Origin of the sequence: Burkholderia sp. Bp9090, from assembly GCF_003857985.1 — a bacterium.
GTDB lineage: Bacteria > Pseudomonadota > Gammaproteobacteria > Burkholderiales > Burkholderiaceae > Burkholderia.
Map to the genome: position 1 here is coordinate 12,472 of NZ_QTPV01000043.1, position 15,298 is coordinate 27,769.

11 protein-coding genes are annotated in these 15,298 nt (G+C 64.5%); 8 read left to right on the top strand and 3 right to left on the bottom strand.

The features are described from left to right. Window positions 1-20: 20 nt before the first annotated feature. From ugpB to ugpQ, 5 genes are all read left to right on the top strand, one after another. Window positions 21-1,355, top strand: coding sequence for a sn-glycerol-3-phosphate ABC transporter substrate-binding protein UgpB (gene ugpB / locus DIE16_RS29015; RefSeq protein WP_044845979.1), 1,335 nt, complete (start codon window positions 21-23; stop codon window positions 1,353-1,355). A gap of 98 nt (window positions 1,356-1,453) precedes the next feature. Further along, a complete protein-coding gene (ugpA, locus tag DIE16_RS29020) occupies window positions 1,454-2,338 on the top strand; it encodes a sn-glycerol-3-phosphate ABC transporter permease UgpA (RefSeq protein ID WP_044845978.1) in 885 nt (294 codons plus the stop codon). Beyond that, the gene (gene ugpE, locus DIE16_RS29025) at window positions 2,335-3,180 is read left to right on the top strand and encodes a sn-glycerol-3-phosphate ABC transporter permease UgpE (protein ID WP_044845977.1); all 846 of its coding nucleotides are present in this window, start codon (window positions 2,335-2,337) and stop codon (window positions 3,178-3,180) included. The genes ugpA and ugpE overlap by 4 nt, the downstream gene beginning before the upstream one ends. 31 nt (window positions 3,181-3,211) lie before the next feature. Continuing rightward, window positions 3,212-4,297: a sn-glycerol-3-phosphate import ATP-binding protein UgpC gene (locus DIE16_RS29030; RefSeq protein ID WP_124487847.1), complete on the top strand. Its 1,086-nt coding sequence runs from the start codon at window positions 3,212-3,214 to the stop codon at window positions 4,295-4,297. Window positions 4,298-4,325: 28 nt separating this feature from the next. Then, window positions 4,326-5,090 (top strand): glycerophosphodiester phosphodiesterase, encoded by a 765-nt coding sequence (gene ugpQ, locus DIE16_RS29035; RefSeq protein WP_124522260.1) that lies wholly within the window; start codon window positions 4,326-4,328, stop codon window positions 5,088-5,090. Window positions 5,091-5,253: 163 nt separating this feature from the next. Here ugpQ and DIE16_RS29040 read toward each other — a convergent pair whose 3' ends face one another. Next, a complete protein-coding gene (locus DIE16_RS29040; RefSeq protein ID WP_044845975.1) occupies window positions 5,254-5,979 on the bottom strand; it encodes an OmpW family protein in 726 nt (241 codons plus the stop codon). 193 nt (window positions 5,980-6,172) lie between these two features. Here DIE16_RS29040 and DIE16_RS29045 point away from each other — a divergent pair, with 193 nt between their 5' ends. From DIE16_RS29045 to DIE16_RS29060, 3 genes are all read left to right on the top strand, one after another. Continuing rightward, entirely contained in the window at window positions 6,173-6,886 is a 714-nt protein-coding gene (locus DIE16_RS29045) for a transposase (RefSeq protein WP_006752972.1), read from the top strand. Between the two features lie 288 nt (window positions 6,887-7,174). Then, window positions 7,175-11,878, top strand: a complete 4,704-nt coding sequence (locus DIE16_RS29055) for a glutamate synthase-related protein (RefSeq protein ID WP_044845974.1) — start codon at window positions 7,175-7,177, stop codon at window positions 11,876-11,878. Between the two features lie 85 nt (window positions 11,879-11,963). After that, on the top strand, window positions 11,964-13,430 hold the full coding sequence (locus DIE16_RS29060) for a glutamate synthase subunit beta (RefSeq protein WP_044845973.1): 1,467 nt from the start codon (window positions 11,964-11,966) through the stop codon (window positions 13,428-13,430). Between the two features lie 281 nt (window positions 13,431-13,711). Here the strand turns inward: DIE16_RS29060 and DIE16_RS29065 are convergent, their stop codons facing one another. Next, window positions 13,712-14,086 carry a hypothetical protein gene (locus DIE16_RS29065; protein ID WP_124487848.1) on the bottom strand — a complete coding sequence of 125 codons (375 nt, stop codon included), beginning with the start codon at window positions 14,084-14,086 and terminating at the stop codon, window positions 13,712-13,714. Between the two features lie 59 nt (window positions 14,087-14,145). Continuing rightward, entirely contained in the window at window positions 14,146-15,285 is a 1,140-nt protein-coding gene (locus tag DIE16_RS29070) for a lipid II-degrading bacteriocin (RefSeq protein ID WP_260434469.1), read from the bottom strand. Window positions 15,286-15,298: the final 13 nt, after the last annotated feature.

Here is a 15,298-nt window from a genome sequence, read left to right on the forward strand (position 1 = left end):
TTTTCACAGGAGAGAGATCGATGAAGAAGAAGCCCGCGGGGACAATGGTTCGCTCGATCGCGCTGGGCGGCGCGCTCATGTTCGGTGTGCAGCATGCGGCGTTCGCCGCGACGGAGATCCAGTTCTGGCATGCGATGGAGTCGGCGCTCGGTGAGCGCGTCAACGAGCTCGCCACGCAGTTCAACGCATCGCAGAGCGACTACAAGATCGTGCCGGTCTTCAAGGGCACGTACGACCAGGCACTCGCGGCGGGCATCGCCGCCTATCGCAGCGGCAACGCGCCGGCGATCCTCCAGGTCTATGAAGTCGGCACCGCGACGATGATGCAGGCGAAGAAGGCTGTCGTGCCGGTCTACGACGTGTTCAAGCAGGCCGGCGTGCCGCTCGACGAAAAGGCGTTCGTACCGACCATCGCGAGCTACTACAGCGACGCGAAGACGGGCCATCTCGTGTCGATGCCGTTCAACAGCTCGACGCCGGTGCTGTACTACAACAAGGACGCGTTCAAGAAGGCCGGGCTCGACCCGAACCAGCCGCCGAAGACGTGGGCCGACGTGCAGGCCGCCGCGGAGAAGCTGCGCAAATCCGGGATGACGTGCGGCTTCACGACCGGCTGGCAGGGCTGGATCCAGCTCGAGAACTACAGCGCGTGGCATGCGCTGCCGTTCGCGAGCCGCAATAACGGCTTCGACGGCGCCGACGCGGCGCTCGAATTCAACAAGCCGCAGCAGGTCGCGCACATCGCGTTCCTGCAACAGATGCAGAAGGACGGCACGTTCACGTACGCGGGCCGCAAGGACGAGGCATCGGCGAAGTTCTACAGCGGCGACTGCGGGATCCTGACGACGTCGTCGGGCGCGCTCGCGAACGTGCAGAAGTTCGCGAAGTTCAGCTACGGCACGGGCATGATGCCGTACGACGCGAACGTGAAGGGCGCGCCGCAGAACGCGATCATCGGCGGCGCGAGCCTGTGGGTGCTGGCCGGCAAGGATCCGGCGACCTACAAGGGCGTCGCGAAGTTCCTCGCATTCCTGGCCTCGCCGCCGATCGCCGCGAAGTGGCACCAGGAAACCGGCTACCTGCCGGTCACGACGGCTGCGTACGAACTCACGCGCCAGCAGGGCTTCTATGCGAAGAACCCGAGCGCGGAAACCGCGATCAAGCAGATGATGAACAAGCCGCCGCTGCCGTATACGAAGGGGCTGCGCCTCGGCAACATGCCGCAGATCCGCACGGTCGTCGACGAAGAGCTGGAGCAGGTCTGGGCGGAGAAGAAGTCGCCGAAGGAGGCGCTCGACTCGGCGGCGTCGCGCGGCGACGAGCTGCTGCGCCGCTTCGAGAAGTCGGGCGGCTGAGCCTGCATCGCGTTCGTGCCGCCGGCCGCTGCATCGCGTATGCGCGCGTGCGGGCCGGCGGCACGGTTCCCTTCCCGTTTCGCCTCCGGACACCCGCGATGCAATCCCGTTCCCGTTTCGGCGCGAGCCTGCTGCCGTACCTGCTGATCGCGCCGCAGCTCGCGATCACCGCCGTGTTCTTCCTGTGGCCGGCCGGCGTCGCGCTGTGGCAGTCGACGCAGATGCAGGACGCGTTCGGCACGTCGAGTGAATTCGTCGGCTTCGCGAACTTCACGCACCTGTTCGCCGACCCGCTGTACCTCGACTCGTTCCGCACGACGCTGGTGTTCAGCTCGCTCGTCACGGTCAGCGGGCTCGTCGTGTCGCTGCTGCTCGCCGCCTGCGCCGACCGCGTGATCCGCGGCGCGCGCGTATACCGCACGCTGCTGATCTGGCCGTATGCGGTCGCGCCGACGATCGCGGCCGTGCTGTGGGCGTTCCTGTTCAACCCGAGCATCGGCCTCGTCACCTATGCGCTCGCGAAGGGCGGCATCGTGTGGAATCACGCGCTGAACGGCGGCCAGGCGATGTTCCTCGTCGTGCTCGCGTCGGTATGGAAGCAGGTGAGCTACAACTTCCTGTTCTTCTACGCAGGACTGCAGGCGATTCCGCGCTCGCTGATCGAGGCGGCGGCGATCGACGGTGCCGGGCCGGTGCGGCGCTTCTTCCACATCGTGCTGCCGCTGCTGTCGCCGACGAGCTTCTTCCTGCTGGTCGTGAACCTCGTCTACGCGTTCTTCGACACCTTCCCGGTGATCGACGCGGCCACCGCCGGCGGCCCCGCGCAGAGCACGAAGACGCTGATCTACAAGATCTTCACGGAAGGCTTCCAGGGGCTCGACATCGGCAGCTCGGGTGCGCAGTCGGTCGTGCTGATGATCATCGTCGTCGGCCTGACGGTGATCCAGTTCCGCTTCGTCGAACGCAGGGTGCAATACGCATGATCGAAAATCGCAAGGGCTTCGACCTGTTCTGCCACGCGGTGCTGATCGCGGGCGTCGTGCTGATCGTGTTCCCCGTGTACGTCGCGTTCTGCGCGGCGACCATGAACGCGCAGGAAGTGTTCACGATCCCGCTGTCGCTGGTGCCTAGCACGCACCTGCTGGAGAACGTCGCCTATATCTGGGGGCACGGCAGCGGCGGCACGACGGCGCCGTTCGGCCGGCTGCTCGTCAACAGCTTCGTGATGGCGCTCGCGATCGCGGTCGGCAAGATCGCGGTGTCGATCCTGTCCGCGTACGCGATCGTCTACTTCCGCTTCCCGTTCCGCAACACGGCGTTCTGGCTGATCTTCATCACGCTGATGCTGCCGGTCGAGGTGCGGATCTTCCCGACCGTGCAGGTCGTGTCGACGCTCCACATGACGAACACCTACGCGGGGCTCTCGCTGCCGCTGATCGCATCGGCGACCGCGACGTTCCTGTTCCGCCAGTTCTTCATGACGCTGCCCGACGAGCTGATGGACGCCGCGCGCATCGACGGCGCGGGGCCGCTGCGCTTCTTCCGGGACGTCGTGCTGCCGCTGTCGAAGACGAGCATCGCGGCGCTGTTCGTGATCACGTTCATCTACGGCTGGAACCAGTATCTGTGGCCGATCCTGATCACGACGGAGGCGTCGCTGTCGACGGCGGTGGTGGGCATCAAGACGATGATCGCGAGCGGCGACGCCGCGACCGAATGGCAATACGTAATGGCGGCGACGCTGCTGGCGATGATTCCGCCGCTCGTCGTCGTGCTGGCGATGCAGCGCTGGTTCGTGCGCGGCCTCGTCGATTCCGAGAAATAACCACGGACGGCAACCGGGAGAAGGACCAAGTATGGCTGCGCTGAGCTTGAAGGGCGTCAGGAAATCCTACGACGGCAAGCAGCACGTGCTGCATGGCATCGACGTGGAGATCGCCGACGGCGAATTCATCGTGCTGGTCGGCCCGTCGGGCTGCGGCAAGTCGACGCTGCTGCGGATGATCGCGGGGCTCGAGACGGTGACGGACGGCGAGATCGCGATCGGCGAGCGCGTGGTCAACGCGCTGGAGCCGAAGGATCGCGACATCGCGATGGTGTTCCAGAACTACGCGCTGTATCCGCACATGACGGTCGCGCAGAACATGGGCTACGGGCTGAAGATCCGCGGCATCGAGCGCGCGACGATCGACGCGCGGGTGGCTGCCGCCGCGAAGATCCTCGAGCTCGAGCCGCTGCTCGCGCGGCGGCCGCGCGAACTGTCGGGCGGCCAGCGGCAGCGCGTCGCGATGGGGCGCGCGATCGTGCGCGAGCCGTCGGTATTCCTGTTCGACGAGCCGCTGTCGAACCTCGACGCGAAGCTGCGCGTGCAGATGCGGCTCGAGATCCAGCGGCTGCATGCGCGGCTCGCGACCACGAGCGTGTACGTGACGCACGACCAGATCGAGGCGATGACGCTCGCGCAGCGCGTGATCGTGATGAACCGCGGCTATGCGGAGCAGATCGGCGCGCCGGTCGACGTGTACGAGAAGCCGGCGACGGTGTTCGTCGCGGGCTTCATCGGCTCGCCGGCGATGAACCTGATGCACGGCCGACTGTCGGAGGATGGCGCGACGTTTACGGTCGCGGGCGGCGGCCCGGCGCTGCCGGTCGCCGGCGCGCCCGGCATCGGCACCGCGATCGCCACCGGGCGCGACTGGGTGCTCGGCGTGCGGCCGGAGCACATGACGCCGCAGCCGGGCGTCGCGCAGGCGACGCTGCCGGTCGACTCGTGCGAGCTGCTCGGCGCGGACAACCTCGCGCACGGCCGCTGGGGCAACCACGACGTCGCGGTGCGGCTGCCGCACGCGGATCGTCCCGCGCGCGGCACGGCGCTGGGTGCCGCGCTGCCCGCGCACCGGCTGCATTTCTTCGATCCCGAGACCGGCAAGCGGGCCGGCTGATCCTGACGAACCAGTTGCGAGGCGCATGATGACTTCCCGAACCGACTGGCCCTATCCGCGCGTCGTCGCCCATCGCGGCGGCGGCACGCTCGCACCGGAGAACACGCTCGCCGCGTTCGACGAGGGCGCGCGGCGCGGTCACCGGATGGTCGAGTTCGACGCGAAGCTGTCCGCCGACGACGTGACGTTCCTCCTGCACGACGACACGGTCGACCGCACGTCGAACGGCCGCGGCCCGGCGGCGGGCATGCGTTATGCGGCGCTGGCCGCGCTCGACGCCGGTGCCTGGTTCGACGCGCGTTTCGCGGGCGAGCGGATGCCGACGCTCGAGGCGGCGGCGGCGCGCTGCGTCGCGCACGGGCTGGCGGCGAACGTCGAGATCAAGCCGTGCCCGGGCCGCGAGCGCGACACGGGGCAGCGGGTCGCGGCCGATGCGGCCGCGTACTGGCATGGCGCGGCGGTGCCGCCGCTCTTGTCGTCGTTCTCGTTCGAGGCGCTGCAACAGGCGCGCGCGAGCGCACCGGCGCTGCCGCGCGGGATGCTGTACGAGGCGGTACCGGACGACTGGCACGCGCAGGTCGTCGGTGCGCTCGGCTGCGTATCGTTGCACGCAAGCCACAAGGAGCTCGACGAACCGCTCGTGCGCGCGATCAAGGCGGCCGGGCTGCGGATCCTGGTGTACACGGTCAACGACCTCGCCCGGGCGCGCGAACTCGCGCGCTGGGGCGTCGATGCGGTCTGCACGGACCGGATCGACCTGATCGCCGCCGATGCGCTGGACGACATCGCGTAGCGACCGGTCCCGCGCGATGCTGGTGGCGGGAAAACCCTGAGGCAAAAAAACGACGCCCCGGCGGGTTTCCGCCGGGGCGTTTTCCATCGTGGAGACGTTACGTCACGAAAAATCGGCTACAAATTGCAGCAGGATTAACCATTCCCCAAATATTCGACTACGCTTAGAAGCGGTAGCCGATGTTCAGGTACGTGACGATCGGATTGAGCGAGATCTTCGCTTTCGACGTTTCGGTCAGGGTGCCGACCGGCGTCCGGCGGGCCGTCGTGAAGGTCGCGGTGACGCTGATCGGGATGTACGAGATCGACAGGCCGCCGAACCAGTGTTTCGTGAAGTTGTACGTGAAGCCGGCGTTGAACACGGGCGCCCACTGGTTGCTGGTCGTCGCGCTGGTCGGGCCGCCGAGCACGCCGTTCTCGAAGCTGCTGTTCGTGATCTTTGCGCCGGTGAACCACGTATATGTCGCGCCGACGCCGACATACGGACGGAACTTCGCGTTGGCGTCGTTGAAGTGGTAGCGCAGCAATACGGCGGGGCTCCACTGGTACGCACGGCCGAGTACGCCGAAGTTTTCGAACCGACCCTTGCCGGTAATGTCGAACTTCGGCGGTATCCCCATCACGAGCTCGGTGGAGATATGGTCGGTGACGAAGTAGCCCGCTGCGAGACCGAGCGTATCGGCGTCGTTGATGCCGGCGCCGGTGTTGGGAATCGATTGGTTGATGGGCGTGCCGCCGACGCCGTACACGAACAGCGGGTCGCTGCTGTCCTGCGGCGAAAAGTGCAGCCAGCCGGTGCTGACGTAGAAATCACCTGCGGATTGTGCGTGTGCCGTACCGCCCGCGAATGCGAGCGCCACGGCCCCCGTAATGGCCAGTTTTCGTTTCATTGTGTCTCCTCCGATCAAAGGCGTGCTCATTATGACGACTGCGTTTAAAACCAAACAAGCTCGCAAGTTAGAGCTTTCTCCCTAGGATTCGCACGACCGTACGCTTCCGCGCCCCGCCAGGACAGGCATTCTACGCAGGTGCGCATTTTCGGACCTTCGGGTATTTCCTAACGCGTTCAAACGGACATTCAGCATGGCACGGTTAGCACGACTCTACGTTCCCGACCAGCCGCAGCACGTGATACTGCGCGGCCTGGATCAGCAACCCGCGTTTGTCGACGACCAGGACTACGAACTCTTCATCGATTGTCTGAAGGCCGCGGCACGCGATCACCATCTTTCGGTGCATGCCTACGTGCTGCTGCCGCGTCAGGTGCAGCTCCTCGTGACGCCGAGCGACGAGGCGAGCCTGCCGAAGGCGATGCAGGCGGTGGGCCGCCGCTACGTCGCGCATTTCAACCGGCGCTATTCGCGGCGCGGCACCCTGTGGGAAGGCCGCTATCGCGCGACCGTGATCGAAGGCGAGCGCTATTTCCTGCTCGCGAGCCGCGTGGTCGAGATGAGCCCGGTGCGCGCGCAGCTGGTCGCGACGCCCGACGCCTATCGCTGGTCGAGCTACCGGCACCACGTCGGGCTCACCGTCGACAGCCTGATCACCGACCATCCGCTCTACTGGGCGCTCGGCAACACGCCGTTCGACCGTCAGCGCGCGTACAAGGAGCTGTGCGAGCAGCCGCTCGACGAGCGGCAGGCCGATCAGCTCCAGCAGGCGACACTCAAGGGCTGGGTGCTCGGCGGCGAGAACTACCGCGAGTGGGCGGCGCGCACGGCGAACCGCCGCGTGTCGCCGCTGCCGCGCGGACGCCCCAGAAAGGTGCGTGAAAACACGCCGCCGATCCAGCAGTAACGCGGGAAAGGCGGATCACGAGGCGGCACCGCGGGTGTCGCTTCTTTTTGCACCAAAATGATACGGCCCCAATAAAACAGCACCAGATCCGAGCATCTGTTTAAATGGGGTTCGATCAAACGGTTTTTGTTGCTATTCCTTTGATTCGTCGCGTATATTCCGAATTCCGGTGGCCCGGGTGAAGCTCGCCCAACCACTGTCGGCCGTGCCGTCTCCCGTCGGGAGCGGGATCGACGGCAACAAAAAATGGTTCAACGGCCCTCGAGGCCCCTTTACGACGGTGTCCCCATGAACGACCACCAGCAGCCGCTCGCCGCGGTGCCCGCCGCACAAGGTCTGTACGACCCGCAAAACGAACACGACGCCTGCGGCGTCGGCTTCGTCGCTCACATCAAGGGCAAGAAGAGCCACGAGATCATTCAGCAGGGTCTGAAGATCCTCGAGAACCTCGATCACCGCGGTGCGGTCGGTGCCGATCCGCTGATGGGCGACGGCGCCGGCATCCTGATCCAGATTCCGGACGCGTTCTATCGCGAGGAAATGTCGAAGCAGGGCGTGACGCTGCCGCCGGCCGGCGAATATGGGGTCGGCATGATCTTCCTGCCGAAGGAAAATGCATCGCGTCTCGCGTGCGAGCAGGAGCTCGAGCGGACGGTGCGGGCAGAAGGGCAGGTCGTGCTCGGCTGGCGCGACGTGCCGGTCGACCATACGATGCCGATCTCGCCGACGGTCAAGGCGAGCGAGCCGCTGATCCGCCAGATCTTCATCGGCCGCGGCAAGGACATCATGGTGACGGACGCGCTCGAGCGGAAGCTGTACGTGATCCGCAAGACCGCGAGCCACCGCATCCAGGCGCTGAAGCTCAAGCACGGCAAGGAATACTTCGTGCCGTCGATGTCGGCGCGCACGATCGTCTACAAGGGGCTGCTGCTGGCGGGCCAGGTCGGCGTGTACTACCGCGACCTGCAGGACGCGCGCGTCGTGTCGGCGCTCGCGCTCGTGCACCAGCGCTTCTCGACCAACACGTTCCCGGCCTGGGAGCTGGCGCACCCGTACCGGATGATCGCGCACAACGGCGAGATCAACACCGTGAAGGGCAACGTGAACTGGCTGAACGCGCGTACCGGCGCGATCGCGTCGCACGTGCTCGGCGACGACCTGCCGAAGCTGTGGCCGCTGATCTATCCGGGCCAGTCGGACACCGCATCGTTCGACAACTGTCTCGAACTGCTGGTGATGGCCGGCTACCCGCTCGTGCACGCGGTGATGATGATGATCCCGGAAGCCTGGGAACAGCACACGCTGATGGACGAGAACCGCCGCGCGTTCTACGAATACCACGCCGCGATGATGGAGCCGTGGGACGGCCCCGCCGCGATCGCGTTTACCGACGGCCGCCAGATCGGCGCGACGCTCGACCGTAACGGCCTGCGCCCGGCGCGCTACATCGTGACCGACGACGACCTCGTCATCATGGCGTCGGAAGCCGGCACGCTGCAGATCCCCGAATCGAAGATCGTCAAGAAGTGGCGCCTGCAGCCGGGCAAGATGTTCCTGATCGACATGGAACACGGCCGCATCATCGACGACAAGGAGCTCAAGGACAACCTCGCGAACGCGAAGCCGTACAAGAGCTGGATCGACGCCGTGCGCATCAAGCTCGACGAGATCGAGCCGAAGGCCGAGGACGTCGCGGCCGGCCGCACGCAGGGCGCCGCGCTGCTCGACCGCCAGCAGGCGTTCGGCTATACGCAGGAAGACCTGAAGTTCCTGATGGCGCCGATGGCGCAGCAGGGCGAAGAGGCCGTCGGTTCGATGGGCAACGACTCGCCGCTCGCGGTGATGTCGAACAAGAACAAGACGCTCTATCACTACTTCAAGCAGCTGTTCGCGCAAGTCACGAACCCGCCGATCGACCCGATCCGCGAGAACATGGTGATGTCGCTCGTGTCGTTCATCGGCCCGAAGCCGAACCTGCTCGACACGAACAACATCAACCCGCCGATGCGTCTCGAAGTGTCGCAGCCGGTGCTCGACTTCAAGGACATCGCGAAGATCCGCGCAATCGATCAGTACACGGGCGGCAAGTTCAGCGCGTACGAACTGAACATCTGCTACCCGGTCGCGTGGGGCAAGGAAGGCATCGAGGCGCGCCTCGCGTCGCTGTGCGCGGAAGCCGTCGACGCGGTCAAGTCGGGCTACAACATGCTGATCGTGTCGGACCGCAAGACGGACGCCGAGCACGTCGCGATTCCGGCGCTGCTCGCCACGTCGGCGATCCACTCGCACCTCGTCCAGCAAGGGCTGCGCACGAGCACGGGCCTCGTCGTCGAGACGGGCTCCGCACGCGAGACGCACCACTTCGCGCTGCTCGCGGGCTACGGCGCGGAAGCCGTGCACCCGTACCTCGCGATGGAAACGCTCGCGAAGATGGCCGAAGGCCTGTCTGGCGACCTGTCGCCGGAGAAGGCCGTCTACAACTTCACGAAGGCGGTCGGCAAGGGCCTGCAGAAGGTGATGTCGAAGATGGGCATCTCGACGTACATGTCGTACACGGGCGCGCAGATCTTCGAAGCGCTCGGCCTGTCGAGCGACCTCGTCGAGAAGTACTTCAAGGGCACGGCCTCGAAGGTCGGCGGTATCGGCCTGTTCGAAGTCGCGGAAGAAGCGATCCGCCTGCACCGCGATGCGTTCGGCGACAACCCGGTCCTGCGCGACATGCTCGACGCGGGCGGCGAGTACGCGTATCGCGTGCGCGGCGAAGACCACATGTGGACGCCGGACTCGATCGCGAAGCTCCAGCACGCGACGCGCAGCAACTCGTACCAGACGTACAAGGAATACGCGCACCTGATCAACGACCAGACCAAGCGTCACATGACGTTCCGCGGCCTGTTCGAGTTCAAGGTCGAGCCGACCAAGGCGATCCCGATCGAAAACGTCGAACCGGCGAAGGACATCGTGAAGCGCTTCGCGACGGGCGCGATGTCGCTCGGTTCGATCAGCACGGAAGCGCACGCGACGCTCGCGATCGCGATGAACCGGATCGGCGGCAAGTCGAACACCGGCGAAGGCGGCGAGGACGAGAAGCGCTACCGCAACGAACTGCGCGGTATTCCGATCAAGTCGGGCGAGACGCTGAAGTCGGTGATCGGCGACGAGATCGTCAGCGACATTCCGCTGAAGGACGGCGATTCGCTGCGCTCGAAGATCAAGCAGGTCGCGTCGGGCCGCTTCGGCGTCACCGCCGAGTACCTGGCATCGGCCGACCAGATCCAGATCAAGATGGCGCAGGGCGCGAAGCCGGGCGAAGGCGGCCAGCTGCCGGGCCACAAGGTGTCCGAATACATCGGCAAGCTGCGTTACTCGGTGCCGGGCGTCGGCCTGATCTCGCCGCCGCCGCACCACGACATCTACTCGATCGAGGATCTGGCGCAGCTGATCCACGACCTGAAGAACGTGAACCCGAGCTCGAGCATCTCGGTGAAGCTGGTGTCGGAAGTCGGCGTCGGCACGGTCGCGGCCGGTGTCGCGAAGGCGAAGGCCGACCACGTCGTGATCGCCGGCCATGACGGCGGCACGGGCGCGTCGCCGCTGTCGTCGGTCAAGCATGCGGGCACGCCGTGGGAACTCGGCCTCGCCGAAACGCAGCAGACGCTGGTGCTGAACCGCCTGCGCGGCCGCATCCGCGTGCAGGCCGACGGCCAGATGAAGACGGGCCGCGACGTCGTGATCGGCGCACTGCTCGGCGCGGACGAATTCGGCTTCGCGACGGCACCGCTCGTCGTCGAAGGCTGCATCATGATGCGCAAGTGCCACCTGAACACGTGCCCGGTCGGCGTCGCGACGCAGGATCCGGTGCTGCGTGCGAAGTTCAAGGGCCAGCCCGAGCACGTCGTGAACTACTTCTTCTTCGTCGCCGAGGAAGTGCGCGAGATCATGGCGCAGCTCGGCGTCGCGAAGTTCGACGACCTGATCGGCCGTGCCGACCTGCTCGATACGCGCAAGGGCATCGAGCACTGGAAGGCGAAGGGCCTCGACTTCTCGCGCGTGTTCTACCAGCCGGAAGAGTGCGAGGACGTCGCGCCGCGTCACGTCGACGTGCAGGATCACGGCCTCGAGCGCGCGCTCGACCACGTGCTGATCGAGAAGGCGAAGGCCGCGATCGAGAACGGCGAGCATGTGTCGTTCATCCAGCCGGTGCGCAACGTGAACCGGACGGTCGGCGCGATGCTGTCGGGCGTGATCGCGAAGAAGCACGGCCACGAAGGCCTGGCCGACGACGCGGTGCACATCCAGCTGAAGGGCACGGCCGGCCAGAGCTTCGGCGCGTTCCTCGCGAAGGGCGTGACGCTCGACCTCGTCGGCGACGGCAACGACTACGTCGGCAAGGGCCTGTCGGGCGGCCGGATCATCATCCGTCCGACCAACGACTTCCGCGGCAAGTCCGAGGAAAACATCATCTGCGGCAACACGGTGATGTACGGCGCGATCGAAGGCGAATCGTTCTTCCGCGGCGTCGCGGGCGAACGCTTCTGCGTGCGTAACTCGGGCGCGACGGCGGTCGTCGAAGGCACGGGCGACCACGGTTGCGAATACATGACGGGCGGCACGGTCGTCGTGCTCGGCGAAACCGGGCGCAACTTCGCGGCCGGCATGTCGGGCGGTCTCGCGTACATCTACGATCCGGAAGGCACGTTCGCGGCGAAGTGCAACAAGTCGATGGTCGCGCTCGAGCCGGTGCTGCAGCAGGCCGAGCAGGAGCGCACGGTCGACCGCGCGCTCTGGCATGCGGGCACGACGGACGAAGCGCTGCTCAAGGGGCTCGTCGAGCGTCATTTCCAGTTCACGGGTTCGCCGCGCGCGAAGTCGCTGCTGGAAAACTGGGACGCGGCGCGCCGCCAGTTCGTGAAGGTGTTCCCGCACGAATACAAGCGCGCGCTGGGCGAGATCGGTGCGAAGAAGGCGGCGAAGGAAGTGCTGGCCGCCTGAGCGACGAACGACATAGCGAATGCCGCGCGCGCCTGACGGCCGCGCGCGGCTCCCCCACCCGATACACCGAACAGAAGAGCACCTTATGGGCAAGGCAACCGGTTTTCTGGAGTTCGAACGCCGCCACGAGGCGTACGAAGCACCGCTCACGCGCGTGAAGCACTACAAGGAATTCGTCGCGGCGCTGACCGACGCGGACGCGAAGGTCCAGGGCGCACGCTGCATGGACTGTGGCATCCCGTTCTGCAACAACGGCTGCCCGGTCAACAACATCATTCCGGACTTCAACGATCTCGTTTACCGCCAGGACTGGCAGCAGGCGATCGAAGTCCTGCATTCGACCAACAACTTCCCCGAGTTCACGGGCCGCATCTGCCCGGCGCCGTGCGAGGCAGCCTGCACGCTCGGGATCAACAACGATCCGGTCGGCATCAAGTCGATCGAGCACGCGATCATCGACAAGGCCTGGGCGGAAGGCTGGGTGAAGCCGCTGCCGGCCGAACACAAGACCGGCAAGAAAGTCGCGGTCGTCGGTTCTGGCCCCGCGGGCCTCGCCGCTGCGCAGCAACTCGCGCGTGCCGGCCACGACGTGACGGTGTTCGAGAAGAACGATCGCGTCGGCGGCCTGCTGCGTTACGGGATCCCCGACTTCAAGCTCGAGAAGTGGCTGATCGATCGCCGCATGCGCCAGATGGAAGCGGAAGGCGTGACGTTCCGCACCAGCGTGTTCATCGGCAAGGATCCGCTGCCCGAGTCGATCGGCAGCCTCGCGAAGGAAACCATTTCGCCGGACACGCTGAAGGAGGAATTCGACGCGGTCGTGATCGCGGGCGGTTCGGAAACGCCGCGCGACCTGCCGGTGCCGGGCCGCGAACTCGCGGGCGTGCATTTCGCGATGGACTTCCTGCCGCAGCAGAACCGCGTGAACGCGGGCGACAAGCTCGCCGACCAGCTGCTCGCGAAGGGCAAGCACGTGATCGTGATCGGCGGCGGCGATACGGGTTCGGACTGCGTCGGCACGTCGAACCGTCACGGCGCGAAGCAGGTCACGCAGTTCGAGCTGCTGCCGCAGCCGCCGGAAGAGGAAAACAAGCCGCTCGTGTGGCCGTACTGGCCGATCAAGCTGCGCACGTCGTCGTCGCACGAGGAAGGCTGCGAGCGTGACTGGGCGGTCGCGACGAAGCGTCTCGAAGGCAAGAACGGCAAGGTCGAGAAGCTGATCGCGGTACGCGTCGAGTGGAAGGACGGCAAGATGCAGGAAGTGCCGGGCTCCGAGTTCGAGATGAAGGCCGACCTGGTGCTGCTCGCGATGGGCTTCACGCAGCCGGCAGCCACCGTGCTCGAGGCGTTCGGCGTCGCGAAGGACGCACGCGGCAACGCGCGTGCGGCGACCGAAGGCGATCGTTCGTACTACACGTCGGTCGACAAGGTGTTCGCGGCAGGCGACATGCGTCGCGGCCAGTCGCTCGTCGTGTGGGCGATCCGCGAAGGCCGCCAGTGCGCGCGCTCGGTCGACGCGTACCTGATGGGGCATTCGGAACTGCCGCGCTGAGTATCATCGCGAGCGGGTTTCGATGAAGGCTGGGCGTCCGAGAGGGCGCCCGGTTTTTTTGTTGTGTAGCAGCCGTTGACGATCGTGTGCCCATCATGCTCCATCATCGCGTCGCGACGGGGCCTGCCGCATGGCGACAAACATTGTCAGGACGGTTTGGAGTATGTCAACGAGCGTCGTTCGATGCCCCCATGTCGATTTGTCCGTCCAATCGGTCGCGCGATAGAGCCAAAGCGCCGTTTTTTTCGAACGTGCCGAGTGCTTTATGTTCCGATGTGCGATCAATTGCCAGGAGATGGGGGGGCGTGCGGTGATTCCTTGACCCGCCAATAGCTTGCAAGTTGTTCGTTGCAATCGATCATCGCGATGTACTTTGTTCCGTCGACGAGCAGAGGGAATTCCCAGACCCCGAGTTTCCATGCGTGATATCGCGGGGCACCATCGAATTGGATGCGATTGGACTGCACCCCTTGGTCTTCGATGTATGCGAGGATCTTTCCGCGGAGTACCTCGATGGATGCATCGGGGCAACTGCCTTCCGTCCTCTCGTACCGAGAAAACGCCACGACGACGAACAGCAATACGAACGTGCCAATGGCGGCGGCGATAATCCAGAGGATCCAACGCATCACGAAGCACAAGACTGTCGAAAGCATGATCGGATTCGGCGTGTGTTTGGTTGTCGAGATTGCGCGCGCGACAGGAATTCTCGATCCTAGAAGCGGCCGGGGCGCATCAAGCCGCCAAATGATGGCCTATGAACGGCCTCCGGGGGGCGCATTTCGGCATTTCGCACGGGTCTTTGGCCAGAAAATGAGATATTCTTTTCGCCGGTGAAGATTATCTGATAGTCCGTATGCCCTAGCACCGAACCGAGTTTCGCCAGAAACGTGGTGGCTGCCTCTTGAAGAAATGGTCGATTTGATGGATCGGCATCAAACCTGTCTGGATTGAGTGTGTAATACCCGTTGAATCGATATGTGTTGTCGGCGAGTAGTTCCAATGTTCCGTGAACTCGGCCGGATATTCGTCCCAAGACGGTTGCGCTCCACAGATCCTGAGTTCCATGGTTGAAGATGTTGGTGCTGAATCCGCTGTCGATTGGATAAATGCCAGGGCCATATCCTTGGTTTTCGATGGCTCGCGATATTTCTCCGAAATCGCGAACGTTCATTTTTAAGTTTAGAGATTCGATGTTGATGGATCGTTGGACTCCGTTTCCGTGTATCCAGTGATTGACTGCCTCTATGAACATCAGTGGGTTGCCATAAAAATCGAATTTCGATGTGGGCAGGGTTTTGTCCAGTTGGCCGACGTAGATGCCAAATAATGCGGAAATGTTTGCATAATGCCCGGGTGCGAAATTAAACCCATATTGGTTGGCGCCGGGCAAATACTTGTAGCCGCCTATGGCCAGCCATGGCGTGAATCCGCCGACCAGCACAAGCTGATTGCGCCAGAAGTTTGTGTCGTTGCGTCCGATTGCCGGCAAATACCTGAAGAACATTTCGGTCGCGCGAACCATGTTGCCCGTGTTCGCAAAAAGGAGCATGTAGTTGGACGCGCAATATTGATTGAAGCAGACCGATGGGGGTGGTATTCCTGCCCCGATATTGGCGCCGGGTATTTCGTTCGAGTTGATTTTGAAATCACCAAAGTTGAAATCAGGCGGTCGTGGTGCGGTAACCGAAATCGGTGGCAGGACATTTGATTGCGCCGCGCTCGTTGTATGTTTCAGCAAGGTTCCGAGCGGTAGCGCGGTCGAAGCAATCAGAAAACGGCGCCTGTTCTGGTGTTGCCGTTTGTTGTCGCCATTCATGACATTTTCAGATGCCAGCGTGTCGTGCTTGAGCATTTCACACCCCGTT